Consider the following 13229-nt stretch of genomic DNA (forward strand, 5'->3'; position numbering starts at 1 on the left):
CGTTAGCGCTTGGCTATCGCGTCGACCACTGCCGTGAGGGCCGCAGGGACCTTCCCGGCATCGGTGCCGCCGCCCTGTGCGACGTCGTCCTTACCGCCACCGCCACCGCCGAGGATCCCGGCAGCCAAGCGAACAAGCGCGCCGGCCTTCACTCCGGCTTCACGGGCGGCCTCATTCGTGGCGATCAGGATGACGGGGCGCTCATTGCTGACACCGGCTACTGCCACGGCGGCAGCCTCCGAACCCAGGCGGTTCCGGAGATCCAGTGCAAGGTTCCGGAGATCGTCGGCTCCTCCGATTTGTCCGGCGTCGTGTGCAATCACACGCACGCCGGCCGCGTCTTTGGCCGTACCCACCAGCGTGGCGGCAGCAGCAGCAAGCTGCTCCTTGCGAAGGCGGTCAAGTTCCTTCTCGGTTGCCTTCAGCTTGTTCAGCGTGCTCGAAATACGGTCTGCGAGTTGTCCCGAGGGGACCTTCAGCAATTCGGTAAGTTCCGTCACGAGGGCACGTTCAGCGGCCAGGTGCCGGAAGGCGTCGAGGCCTACGAATGCCTCAACGCGGCGGTTTCCTGACCCCACGGACTGCTCACCGAGGAGCGAAAGGCTGCCGATCAGCGAGGTGTTGGACACGTGCGTGCCGCCGCACAACTCGCGGGACCACGCGCCGTCGATCTCCACAACGCGGACTTCGCTGCCGTAGTTTTCACCGAAGAGCGCCATGGCACCGAGCGCTTTGGCGTCAGCCAGTCCCATGACTTTGGTGTCCACCCGGTAGTTGTTGCGGATGGCGATGTTGGAAACCTCTTCGATTTCGGACCGGGTAGCAGGGCTCAGGCCCTCACCCCAGGCGAAGTCGAACCGCAGGTAGCCGGCCTTGTTGAAGGAGCCGCGCTGGGTGGCTTCCGGACCGAGGATCTGGTGCAGGGCGGCGTGCACGATGTGCGTACCGGTGTGCGCCTGTTCTGCTGCATGGCGACGTTCACGGTCGACGGCGGCACGCACCAAGGCATCTGAGGAGATCTCACCTTCACGGACGATCGCCTTGTGGACGCTGAGGCCCTTGATGGGACGCTGGACGTCCAAAACCTCGACGACGAAGCCGTCACCTGTGATGAGGCCCGTATCTGCGGATTGGCCACCGGCCTCGGCGTAGAACGGCGTCTCGTTGAGAACGAGTTCGATCTCCTCCCCAGTGGAAGCGTGCGCTACGGGGCGCCCGGCGCTGACGATGCCCCGGACTGTGGCTTCGCCCTCGAGTTCGTCGTAACCCGTGAAGACTGTTTCGCCCTTGCCGAGAAGTTCCTGGTAGGCGCTGAGGTCGGCGTGGCCGCCCTTTTTGCCTTTGGCGTCGGCCTGTGCACGCTGACGCTGCTCCAGCATCAAAGCACGGAAACCGGGCTCGTCTACCTTGAGGCCTGCTTCTTCTGCCATTTCCAAGGTGAGGTCAATGGGGAAGCCGTACGTGTCATGGAGGGCGAAGGCATCGGCTCCGGAGAGCGGAACACCGGCGGCCTTGGACTCAGCAACGGCGTCCTCGAGTCGTGCAGTGCCGGAGGCGATGGTGCGCAGGAACGCCTTTTCTTCGGCGTACGCGATACGGCTGATCCGCGCAAAGTCCGTCTCCACCACAGGGTAGACGCCCTTCATCGCGTCCTTGGAGGCCGGCAAAAGATCCGGCAGGCATGCCTTCTCTACACCCAGGAGGCGCATGGCTCGCACTGCCCTGCGGATCAGGCGACGCAGGACGTAGCCCCTGCCCTCATTGGAAGGTGCCACGCCGTCGGCAATCAACATCAGGGCCGAGCGGATGTGGTCTGCCACAACGCGCATCCGGACGTCATCGGTGTGATGCGGATCCTCAGGCGACTCGGCCGAGGTGTACTCCCGGCCGGACAACTCAGCTGCCTTGTCAATCACGGGACGGACCTGGTCGGTCTCGTACATGTTCTCCACGCCCTGGAGAATCATCGCCAAGCGCTCCATGCCGAGGCCGGTATCGATGTTCTTGTTCGGCAGTTCGCCCACGATGTCGAAGTCAACCTTGGACCGGACATTTTCGATCTGGTACTGCATGAACACGAGGTTCCAGATCTCGATGTAGCGGGTTTCATCGGCCAGCGGGCCGCCTTCGATGCCGTACGCGGGACCACGATCGTAGTAGATCTCCGAGCACGGACCGGCAGGACCCGGCTGGCCGGTGTGCCAGTAGTTGTCGGACTTACCCATACGCTGGATGCGCTCTGCCGGGATTCCGGTGTGCTTCAGCCACAATTCCTTGGCTTCATCGTCTTCCTCGTACACCGTTACCCAGAGGCGTTCGGCTGGCAGTCCGTAACCGCCGTCGTCAACGCTTGAGGTGAGAAGTTCGAAGGCGAACTTGATGGCGTCTTCTTTGAAGTAGTCACCGAATGAGAAGTTTCCGCACATCTGGAAGAACGTGCCATGGCGGGCGGTCTTGCCCACTTCCTCGATATCGCCGGTCCGGATGCACTTTTGAACGCTCGTGGCCCGGCTGTAGGGCGGCTCTTCGCGTGCGGTCAGGTAAGGGATAAAGGGCACCATGCCGGCCACGGTGAAGAGAAGGGACGGGTCGCTGGAAACGAGCGATGCGGAGGGAACGGCGGTGTGACCCTTGCTGACAAAAAAGTCCACCCAGCGTTTGGTGATCTCCTGCGACTTCATTAGCTGTTTACTTACCCTTCTCAATTCACTGCACACGATGTGCGCGGACCCGGCTGGTGCCGTTCCGCAGCTTTCCATTCTGCCCTGTTGCGATCACAGGAGCGAACCGCTCACTAGCGGCGGGTTGCTCCGTCGCTCTCGATGCCAAGCGCGGCGCGCAAGTCTTCTTCCCGTTGGTGCATGCCCGAGCGGACTGCATCGGCAAAGTCGTACAGGCCATCGGCCATCCGGCCAACGGCCCGGTTGAGGCCTTCCGGGCCGAGTGCGTTCTGGGCCTGATTGATTTTCCGGAAAGCGATTACACCGATGGCCACACCAATGCCCATCCAAACAATTCTTTTCATGGTCTAAGGTTCTTCCCGTTGGTTCAGCGGCTGCGTCGGCCGGAAGATGGGGTGCGGCGTCCAGCAAAAGCGGACCGGACCCCGTAACTGAATGCGGCAACTTTGATCAATGGCGAACCCACAGTTGCAGCAACGAGCGAGGACAGCGCCGAGATGTTAGCCGAGGCGTCCGAGACGTTGGACGCAATGCCGTCGACCTTCTTCAACTGCTGGTTGGTGGTGGTCACGGTTGCCGTGACTTCGTCCATCAGGGGCGTGGCGCCATCGCTGATGGAACGGATCGAGGTCCGCACCTCGTCGAATACGCCGCCGAGCTTCAAGATAGGCACGGCCAACAGCAGGACAAGGAGCGCGAACACTCCTGCAGCGATAAGGCCGGCGATGTCGCCACCAGTCATATAAATCAACTCCTAGGTTTGTTGGACTGCCTTGGTTGCTCTGGCTTGCATGGGCCATCGTGGGCATTGCCCAAAGCCTCCCCCAGTACCTTACCTATAAATGGGCCGTAGCCAGCCAAGGAAGGGACGAACCGGAAGGCATGAACCCGAAGGGACGAAACCGAAAGGCATGAACCCATCCACTAATAGGAGGGAGGGCCGCTACACAAAGAAGCCCGCGGCATGTGCCACGGGCTTCTCTGGATGCGCTGCTTGGTTTTAGCGAGCGTAGAATTCGACGACGAGCTGCTCTTCGCAGATCACGGGGACCTCAGAGCGCTTGGGGCGACGAACCAAACGAGCCTGGAGGGCGTCGAGCTTGACGTCCAAGTAAGCCGGCACGTTGTTCAAAGCGTGGGCACCAGCTGCTGCGACCTGGAACGGAGCCATGACCTCGGAGCGGCTGTGAACGTGGATGAGCTGGCCTTCGCCAACGCGGAAGGACGGGCGGTCCACGCGGACGCCGTCAACCATGATGTGGCGGTGGACAACCAGCTGGCGGGCCTGTGCGATGGTGCGGGCGAAACCAGCACGAAGCACGAGGGCGTCCAGACGCATTTCGAGCAGTTCAACCAGGTTTTCACCGGTGAGGCCCTTGGTGCGGCGTGCTTCTTCGAAGGCACGGGTCATCTGGGCTTCGCGGATGCCGTACTGGGCGCGCAGACGCTGCTTTTCGCGCAGACGTACGGCGTAGTCGGAGTCCTGCTTCTTGCGGGCACGGCCGTGCTCACCGGGGCCGTACGGGCGGCGCTCCATGTACTTGGCGGCCTTGGGGGTCAGAGCAATGCCGAGTGCACGCGAAAGGCGTGCGGTACGGCGAGCACGAGTGTTGTTAGCCACTTGTGTCCTTCCAATTACTGCGGTGTGTCAGTGTTACTGGCCTCCATCAGGGAGAGCATCGGCCAACCGCTGCCTTTTGCTACTGGCCCGGGCGCAGCACTATTGAAGAATCTTCAAGGGATGTGAGCGTCGGGTCATGCCAGACAAGGATCAATGCTACCACTTCCCTACTCTCCCCTGACAATCTTGCGGAGCCGTTCCAACCGGGGCGCAATTTCCCGTTCAGCACCGTTCCCGGTGGGCTCATAGTAGTTCTTCCCCACCAGGTCATCAGGCGGATACTGCTGGGTGGCCACGCCATGTGGCTCGTCATGGGCATATTTATAGCTTGTGCCGTGACCCAACTGCTTGGCACCCGGATAGTGCGCATCACGCAGATGCATCGGAATTCCGCCACCGAAACCGGCGCGGACGTCCGCCACGGCTTTATTCAAGCCCATGTAGGCGGCATTGGACTTTGGTGCGGTGGCCAGATGAACCACAGCTTCTGCCAGGACAATGCGCCCCTCCGGCATACCGATCAGTTGCACCGCCTGGGCTGCAGCCACGGCCGTTTGCAACGCCGTGGGATCGGCCATGCCGATGTCCTCGGCAGCGGAAATGACGATGCGCCTGGCCACGAAGCGCGGGTCTTCCCCGGCTTCAAGCATCCGTGCCAGGTAGTGCAGCGCGGCATCCACGTCCGAACCGCGAATGGATTTGATGAATGCGCTGGCAACGTCGTAATGCTGGTCACCCGCGCGGTCGTACCGGACTGCTGCTGCGTCAAGGGCACGCTCGGTGTGCCGCAATTCCACCAGCACCGGATCAGGTGCCCCGTCGTTCGCAAGGCCCGGTTCGCCGTCGTCGTCAGCGTCGTCGTCCGCGCTGGCGTCCGCGCTGCCTTCCGGGCCAGGTACGACGGCGGTGCTGTCACCGAACGCCACGCCGGCGGCGGCCTCGAGTGCCGTCAGCGCCCGGCGGGCGTCTCCGCCGGACAAACGGACCAGGTGATCCAACGCCTCGGAGCTGAGCTCGATTCGGCCCGACAGGCCGCGGGCATCCGCAACAGCCCGCTGCAGCAGACCGTAAATGTCCTCATCGGTGAGCGGCTTCAGTGTGAGCAGCAGGGATCTGGACAACAGCGGCGACACCACGGAAAACGACGGATTTTCGGTGGTAGCTGCAACCAGGACGACCCAGCGGTTTTCGACTCCCGGCAGCAGGGCGTCCTGCTGGGCCTTGTTGAACCGGTGGATCTCATCGAGGAACAGGACAGTGGTCTTTTTGTACAAGTCTCGGGCTGTCAACGCCTCATCCATCACCCGGCGAACGTCCTTGACGCCTGCCGTGATGGCTGACAACTCAACAAATTTACGGCCCGGCCCACGGGCGATCACGTGTGCCAGCGTAGTTTTACCAGTCCCTGGAGGCCCCCAGAGAATCACCGAGCTGGGCCCGGCCGGACCGGCGGCGTCCACTCCGGCCGCAAGCTGTCGCAGGGGTGAACCGTGACCGAGCAAGTGTTGCTGGCCCACTACTTCATCCAAGCTACGGGGCCGCATGCGCACCGCTAGCGGGCTGCGTTGGGAGGCCATCCAGTTTGCGTCCGAAGGACCCCCAACGGCAGGCACCTCCTCCGACTCGTCGTCGTCGAGGCCACCGGCACCAAAGAGATCTTCCACATGGATAGGCTACTCATAGTTACGGCAAAGGAGACATCGACGTGGACCGCCCCTCAGCCAGCACCCGCCTGGCCCTGGTACCCGCGCCCAGGCTGCACGGGTGGGTGGAGCGTTTCGCGGCAAGCCACGGCGCAATAGAAGAGGACTTCGACGACGACGGTCTGCTGCTCACCGCAGGGGATGGCGCCACTGCTCTGCTCAAGGCACCGTGGCCGGTGGACGGACGCCCAGGCAGGGGCGCCTCCAACCTTGACCGCCTGGTTTCCCTCGCTGCCCAGGAGCGACGGCTCGGGATCCTGCTCGTTCGGCGGGGCGGTTTTGCGGTTGCCGCTGCCAGCGGGTCCGCAATTCTTGCCTCGAAGAGCGGGAAGCGGCACAGCGATCCCAAGACCACGGCCGACTTTGCTGCAGGGATCTTTAACGGCCAGGGCGTGGAGTACATCGTCCCCGGCGGGGACCGTGTTCTCGTCGATCAGGTTCTGGCACATCCATTGCTCAAAGCGGTGGCCGGCTGCACGCGCCTGTCCTTCCTGGACATTCAGGAGCCCAGAAGCTCAGTTCTGGCCAAGGCTGCCGCGGACGCATGCGCCATCCGAATCACAGTAAAAAACCCCTGAGTCAGCAGCCCCCGGGCGTCCGCGTCAACGGAGCCTGACGGTACAGATAGCTGCCGTATTCCGAAAAGCCAGCCTTGCCGTAAAGGCCCTGCGCGCCAACATTTGGCGCTGTCACCAACAACCAAAAGCCCTGCAGTCCCCTCCGGGCGCCAGCGTCGAGCAGGGCAGAAAGCACCCTGGTGCCGTAGCCGCGCCGGCGGTGCCCCGCTGACGTGGCCATGCTGTAAAGACCGCCCCAGCCATCCACCAAGGCAAGACGTCCGACGGCGGCCGGGACGCCGTCGTCGTCCCTTACCAGCGCATACAGCGAGGGACAGCCCGTTAGAATCTCGCGCGCAATCGCCAGTTCCCCACCGCCGCCTCGCCCGTCAACGGCCCACCAGAGGTCCAACCACTCCTGGGTTGGCTGCTCGGAAAGCTCAACGCTGTGTGCAGTGGGGAGGAGTGGCAGTGCGCCCACATCGCGGACCATGATCTTGGTTTCGGACTGCTTCGAGAAGCGTTGCCCATCCAAAACAGTATTGAGGGTGGCGCTCCGGGGATCGTCGAATACTTGGAAGATCAACGGTAGCCGGCGCTTTCTGTACCACTCCGACGCCGCGCGGACACCAGCCGCGATGACGGTTTCGGTGGACGATCCTGCCGCGCCACAACCGGGGTCCCTTGGCCACACCGAATTGGCACGTTGCGTCACGCCCTGGGATGCACGCAGTACCCACTCTCCCGTGTCCTCGCGCTCACGTGCTGGCCAGGCCTTGTCCATCAGCGTTTCCAGAAGCGATTGTTCGAGCACTCTGCGCACCCTTTCTCTGCAGGAACACCAAAGGCTCCCCGCTATGGCGGGGAGCCTTTGGCTACCGGTCTATCAGGACTTGGTCTCAGGCTTGGTTTCGGGCTTGAAATCTACGCCCGCTTCCTTGCGCTGCTGTGCCGTAATCGGGGCAGGCGCCGCGGTGAGCGGGTCATAGCCGCCGCCGGACTTCGGGAAGGCGATAACGTCGCGAATGGACTCGACGCCCGCCAGGAGCGCCACCACGCGGTCCCAGCCAAGGGCAATGCCGCCGTGTGGAGGGGCGCCGTACTTGAACCCCTCCAGAAGGAAGCCGAATTTGGTCTCTGCGTCTTCCTTGTCCAGCCCCATGAGCTGGAACACGCGTTCCTGGACGTCGCGCTCATGGATACGGATGGAACCGCCGCCGATTTCGTTGCCGTTACAGACGATGTCGTAGGCGTAGGAAAGCGCTGACTCAGGATCTTTGTCGAACGTGTCCATGAATTCCGGCTTCGGCGAGGTGAAGGCGTGGTGGACGGCCGTCCATTGCCCTGCACCAACCGCCACGTCACCGGATGCCACTGCGGCAGCGGCAGGCTCGAACATCGGCGCGTCCACGATCCAGACGAATGCCCAGTCCTTGGGGTCGATCAGCCCCGTGCGGTGGCCGATCTCCACGCGGGCTGCACCCAGAAGCGCCCGGGAAGGGGTCTTCTCCCCGGCTGCGAAGAAGATGCAGTCGCCGGGCTTGGCCCCGACGGCGTCGGCCAGTCCGGCACGCTCTGCATCGGTCAGGTTCTTGGCAACAGGACCGGCGAGCTCGCCGTCCTCTTTGTACAGAACGTAGGCCAGGCCCTTGGCGCCGCGCTGTTTAGCCCACTCTTGCCATGCATCCAAGGCACGACGTGCTTGCGAGGCGCCACCGGGCATGACAACTGCGCCGACGTACGGAGCCATGAAGACACCAAAATTGGTGTCCTTGAAGAATTCGGTCAGCTCGGTCAACTCCAGGCCGAAGCGGAGGTCGGGCTTATCCGAGCCGTACCGCGCCATGGCATCCAAGTACGTCATCCGCTGAATGGGCGTGGGAACTTCGACGTCGATGAGCTGCCAGAGCGCCTTGACGATCGCCTCGCCAAGCTCGATAACGTCGTCCTGGTCAACGAAGCTTGCCTCGATGTCCAGCTGCGTGAACTCGGGCTGACGGTCCGCACGGAAGTCTTCATCGCGGTAGCAGCGGGCGATCTGGTAATACTTCTCAAAGCCGCCAACCTGCAGGAGCTGCTTGAACAACTGCGGGGACTGCGGGAGGGCGTACCAGGAGCCTGGAGCCAAGCGTGCCGGAACCACGAAGTCACGGGCGCCTTCCGGCGTCGAGCGCGTCAAGGTGGGCGTCTCGATCTCAACGTAGCCACGCTGGTGCAGCAGTTCGCGGGCAACCCGGTTCGCTTCCGAACGCAGGCGCAGGTTGCGCGCCGGGCCGGGACGGCGAAGGTCGAGGTAGCGGTGCTTCAGGCGTGCTTCCTCACCCACTTCGACATGCTCATCGATCTGGAAGGGCAGCGGATCGGAGGTGTTGAGAACCACAACCTTGTCCGCGATAACTTCGATCTCGCCTGTGGCAAGCGCCGGGTTCTCGTTGCCTTCGGGGCGCTTGTTGACTGTGCCCGTCACCTGCAGGACGTACTCGTTGCGCAGTCCGTGGAAAACCTCTTCCTCGCGGACCACAACCTGGGCCACGCCGGATGCGTCACGCAGGTCAACGAATGCCACGCCACCGTGATCACGGCGACGGCCCACCCAGCCGGCCAGGGTAACGGTTTGTCCAATGTGCTCGGAACCAAGTGATCCGAGGTCATGTGTGCGCAGCACAGCATTCCTTTCAGCGTGAAAAATGAGGGGGACTTCCGCAAGGGCGTCCCGGTCCGAGTTTACCTGTCAGGCCGTGGTGACCCGCACATGCAGGTCATCCTCCGACGGCGACCAGCTCAAGGGATCGGCGTCAACCTGCTCCCCGGAGCGGAGGTCTTTGACCTGGTGCTTGCCGTCCTCGTTGGTGAACCATACGAACGGGATGCCCCGGCGGTCAGCGAACTTGATCTGCTTTCCAAACTTTTCCGCTTTCGCGGCAACTTCGGTGGCAATCCCGCGTCCGCGAAGCTCGGCCGCAATATCCTGCGCGGCAGACCAGCTGTCGTCGTCATTGAGGGCCACCAGGACAGCTGTTGGCACAGCCCGGGAGGCAACGGCGAATTCCTGGCTGAGGATGCGTGAGACCAGGCGGGTCACGCCGATCGAAAGTCCGACGCCGGGGAACTTGCGGTTGCCCTTACTGGCCAGGGCATCGTAGCGTCCGCCGGAACAAATCGACCCCAGCTGCTCATGGCCCACCAACACGGTCTCCACTACGGTCCCGGTGTAGTAGTCCAACCCGCGGGCGATGCTGAGATCAGCTACCACCTTGCCCGGGGCCCGCTGGGCCACGGCTCCTATCACCTGTTCAAGTTCGCCCAAGCCTTCATCCAGAAGGTCGTCCTTGACGCCTAGTGCGCGCACCTGCTGGACGAACGATGTGTCCTCGGTGCGGATGGTGGCGAGCTTCAATGCCAAGTCAGCTTGCTCATCCGTTGCGCCAAGCTCGCTCTTGAGCAGTTGCGCCACTTTCTCGGCGCCGATCTTTTCGAGCTTGTCGATGCTTCGGAGCACGCCGGCGGTGTCAGTCAGGCCAATGCCCCGATAGAAACCCTCCGCGAGCTTGCGGTTGTTGATCCGCAGCCTGAAATCAGGGATGGGGAGGGCGCCCAGGGCTTCGGCAATTACCAAGGCGATCTCGATGTCGTAGCGGAAAGGCAGCTCACCGTCGCCCACGACGTCGATATCGGCCTGGGTGAACTCGCGGGCGCGGCCTTCCTGCGGACGTTCCCCACGCCACACCTTCTGGATCTGGTAGCGGCGGAACGGGAAGGCCAAGTATCCGGCATTTTCCACGACATACCGTGCAAAAGGGACTGTCAGGTCGAAGTGCAGGGCCAAGGCATTCGGATCTGCCTTCTCAGCTCGCTGGGTGGAGTCCGTACCGGCGGAACCTGAACCGGCGTCGTCGTCCTCCTGGAGCCTGCTCAGTCCGTAGACCTCTTTATCGATGTCGCCTTTGCGCAGCAATTGCCCCACGGTTTCCACGGCCCGCGTCTCGATGGAGGAAAAGCCGTGCAGTTCGAATGTGGTGCGGAGCGTATCGAGCACATGGAGCTCCACGAGGCGCTCCTGGGGAAGCCACTCGGGGAATCCGGACAGGGAGGCGGTACGGGCCATGGTGGAAAGGTCTCCTCAAAGAAAGCTGACAAAAGTGCGGGCCGCCAGGATTAAGCGCGTCGTTGGCGTTTATGGGGCGGGCGTCCAGCTGGTCATGCATAAACTATGTGCGGCAGTCAGTTTATGCTTTCCGCGCGTGCAGTTCTAATGCATCGTGCCGATCTCCCGCAGGCAGCCGTGGATCATGGACACAATCAGGAGGACTCTTGGCAACAAGATCGCGGGACGACCGTGAAGCGAAACGGCGCATCCGGCAGATGGAAGCCAAGCGCGCCCTGCGGCAGGAGCAAGCCAAGAGGCGCAAACGGGATAACTATCTTGCCATTGGTGCCGCCGCTGTGGCGGTGATCCTCGCCGTCGTGCTTCAACTCACCGCGTTCAGTTCGAATCCGAGCGAATCGGAATTCGCTGCCGCGGAAGCCGGCCTCAGCTCAGCGTCGGCCTCCCCTTCTTCGAACAGCCAGGGAATCCCGAGCGCTGACACGGCGGCCGGAAAGACGTTTACGGGTCAACTGGCGCTCAACAGCGGCGTTGTGGGCGTCGAGCTCGACGGGAAGGTGGCCCCGCAGGCGGCTGCTGTTTTCAAGTCCTTGGCTGACTCCAACTACTACAAGGGCGCCCTCTGCCACCGGCTGACCACAGCCCAAACCTTCGGTTTGCTCCAGTGCGGCGCCAAGTCCCAAGACGGCGCCGACGATCCGAACTACCACTGGGGCCCGTTGGAAAACACCCCGGCGGATAACAAGTACCCGGCAGGGACTATCGCTGTGGCCCGTAGCTCCAACAACGCATATGGCAACGGGCACCAGTTCTTCATCATCTACAAAGACACGAATATTCCTGCCGATGCAGCAGGCGGTTACACGGTGGTGGGCAAGGTGACCAGTGGCTTGGACGTCATCACAAAGATCGCTGCAGCGGGCCTTCAGGCAGGCGCCACCAATAATGACGGCGCCCCTGTGGCACCTGTCACGATAGACTCGTTTTCTCTGAAGTAGAGAACTCCAGGCCCCAGCCCGGGGAGCAGTACCAGAGCGGTCCCTCCAAGCGAAAGACTTTTAGCGGTGACAGACAGTCAGAAATCCGACGAAACAGCAGCAGCGATCCCCGACGAATCCGGCGTGGCAAACGACGATAAGGACGCGAATGCCATCCCCGAGACTGGGAACACCCCGGAGAGTGAAGCGCCTGCTTCACCCGTAGCTCCACGGCCCACGCCCCCTGCTGCCCCTTCCCCGGCGGCGATGGCTGCACGGCCCAAGGCGCCGGCCGCCGTCGTTCCCGCCGCGCCGGCTGTGTCCGCGGCCGCGTTGGCTGAAGCAGCCAAGTGGGGACGCGCCGAAGGCGATGGCCACGTGTTCCTCTCCCTCGATGGTGAAGAGATCCCTGTTGGCCAGTACCCGGGCGTCAGCCCCGATGAGGCGCTGGCCTACTTTGCCCGGAAGTTCGACGACGTCATCGCCCAGGTGGTCCTGTTGGAGCACCGTGTAAGTTCCAAGGCGCCGGCAACGGACATGCAGAAAACCGTGACCCACCTGCGGGAACAGCTGGCCGAACGGAACATGGTGGGAGACATTCGGGGCGCCGAGGCGCGCTTGGACACGCTGTCCGCACAAATCGTGGAGTTGGAGAAGTCCGAGAAGGCAGCCCATGAAGCAGTTCGCGCTTCCGAGCTCGCCGCACGCGAGGCGATCGTGGCCGAAGCCGAGTCGATTGCCGGCCAGGACCCTGCTCAAATCCAGTGGAAGACCTCCAGCGCCCGCATGAACGAGCTCTTCGAGACGTGGAAGGCTGCGCAAAAGAGCGGCGTTCGGCTGGGACGGAGCAACGAGGACGCACTGTGGAAGAGGTTCCGTTCGGCGCGCACAGTGTTTGATCGGCACCGTCGCGCCTACTTCTCGCAACTGGACAGCACCAACTCTGCTGCAAAGGCCGCCAAGGAAGCACTCATCGCGGAGGCTGAAGCTTTGTCCTCCTCCACTGACTGGGGCTTCGCTGCGGGTGAGTACCGCAGGCTGATGGATCAGTGGAAGGCGTCTCCGCGCGCCAGCCGCAAGGACGACGACGCCCTCTGGGCACGCTTCCGTGCCGCCCAGGACGTTTTCTTCAGCCACCGGCAGGCAGCCAACGAACAGATTGACCAGGAATACACGGCCAACCTTGCCGTCAAGGAACAGCTGGTTGCGGAAGCCCAAGCATTGCTTCCGATCAACGACCTCAACACTGCCAAGAAGGCCCTCCAGTCCATCAGGGACCGCTGGGAAGAGGCCGGCAAAGTGCCGCGGGCAGATATGGGCCGCATCGAGGCCGGCCTGCGCAAGGTTGAAGACGCGGTCCGTGAAGCCGAAGAAGAGAAGTGGCGGCGCAGCAACCCCGAAACGAAAGCTCGGACGAACAGCGCCCTCTCCCAGCTTGAAGCTGCTATCGCTGGCCTCAAAGAGGATCTCGACAAAGCAGAGAAGGCCGGCGACCAGCGCCGAATCAAGTCTGCCAAGGAAGCGCTGGACGCCCGTCAGGCATGGCTTGACCAAATCCAGCGTTCTGCCAGCGACCTCGCGTAGC

At 62.8% G+C, this 13229-nt stretch carries 11 protein-coding genes; 3 read left to right on the plus strand and 8 right to left on the minus strand.

Annotated elements, in window-relative coordinates:
* Positions 1-2 precede the first annotated feature (2 nt).
* The 5 genes from alaS to QRN42_RS02640 form a co-directional block, all read right to left on the minus strand.
* Complete coding sequence (alaS, locus tag QRN42_RS02620; RefSeq protein WP_284977962.1) at positions 3-2681, minus strand: alanine--tRNA ligase; 2679 nt, start codon at positions 2679-2681, stop codon at positions 3-5.
* A gap of 113 nt (positions 2682-2794) precedes the next feature.
* Positions 2795-3025: a DUF6167 family protein gene (locus QRN42_RS02625; protein ID WP_284977963.1), complete on the minus strand. Its 231-nt coding sequence runs from the start codon at positions 3023-3025 to the stop codon at positions 2795-2797.
* 23 nt (positions 3026-3048) lie between these two features.
* Positions 3049-3423, minus strand: coding sequence for a DUF948 domain-containing protein (locus QRN42_RS02630; protein WP_284974544.1), 375 nt, complete (start codon positions 3421-3423; stop codon positions 3049-3051).
* A 258-nt stretch (positions 3424-3681) separates the two neighbouring features.
* Positions 3682-4302, minus strand: a complete 621-nt coding sequence (gene rpsD / locus QRN42_RS02635) for a 30S ribosomal protein S4 (protein WP_284974543.1) — start codon at positions 4300-4302, stop codon at positions 3682-3684.
* A 167-nt stretch (positions 4303-4469) separates the two neighbouring features.
* Complete coding sequence (locus QRN42_RS02640; RefSeq protein WP_284977964.1) at positions 4470-5966, minus strand: replication-associated recombination protein A; 1497 nt, start codon at positions 5964-5966, stop codon at positions 4470-4472.
* A gap of 41 nt (positions 5967-6007) precedes the next feature.
* Here QRN42_RS02640 and QRN42_RS02645 point away from each other — a divergent pair, with 41 nt between their 5' ends.
* Positions 6008-6583, plus strand: coding sequence for a Vms1/Ankzf1 family peptidyl-tRNA hydrolase (locus tag QRN42_RS02645; protein ID WP_284977965.1), 576 nt, complete (start codon positions 6008-6010; stop codon positions 6581-6583).
* A gap of 1 nt (position 6584) precedes the next feature.
* On the opposite strand, the gene QRN42_RS02650 is transcribed toward QRN42_RS02645, so the two are convergent.
* The 3 genes from QRN42_RS02650 to hisS all read right to left on the minus strand — a co-directional run bounded on the left by QRN42_RS02650 (position 6585) and on the right by hisS (position 10667).
* The gene (locus QRN42_RS02650) at positions 6585-7376 is read right to left on the minus strand and encodes a GNAT family N-acetyltransferase (protein ID WP_284977966.1); all 792 of its coding nucleotides are present in this window, start codon (positions 7374-7376) and stop codon (positions 6585-6587) included.
* Positions 7377-7448: 72 nt separating this feature from the next.
* Positions 7449-9227: an aspartate--tRNA ligase gene (aspS, locus tag QRN42_RS02655; protein ID WP_284977967.1), complete on the minus strand. Its 1779-nt coding sequence runs from the start codon at positions 9225-9227 to the stop codon at positions 7449-7451.
* Between the two features lie 66 nt (positions 9228-9293).
* Positions 9294-10667, minus strand: a complete 1374-nt coding sequence (hisS, locus tag QRN42_RS02660; RefSeq protein ID WP_284977968.1) for a histidine--tRNA ligase — start codon at positions 10665-10667, stop codon at positions 9294-9296.
* Between the two features lie 206 nt (positions 10668-10873).
* Between hisS and QRN42_RS02665 the strand changes: the two genes are divergently transcribed.
* Both QRN42_RS02665 and QRN42_RS02670 read left to right on the plus strand, forming a co-directional pair.
* Positions 10874-11665: a peptidylprolyl isomerase gene (locus QRN42_RS02665; RefSeq protein WP_284977969.1), complete on the plus strand. Its 792-nt coding sequence runs from the start codon at positions 10874-10876 to the stop codon at positions 11663-11665.
* 66 nt (positions 11666-11731) lie between these two features.
* Positions 11732-13228, plus strand: a complete 1497-nt coding sequence (locus tag QRN42_RS02670; protein ID WP_284977970.1) for a DUF349 domain-containing protein — start codon at positions 11732-11734, stop codon at positions 13226-13228.
* Position 13229: the final 1 nt, after the last annotated feature.

Origin of the sequence: Arthrobacter sp. fls2-241-R2A-200 (assembly GCF_030209745.1) — a bacterium.
GTDB lineage: Bacteria > Actinomycetota > Actinomycetes > Actinomycetales > Micrococcaceae > Arthrobacter.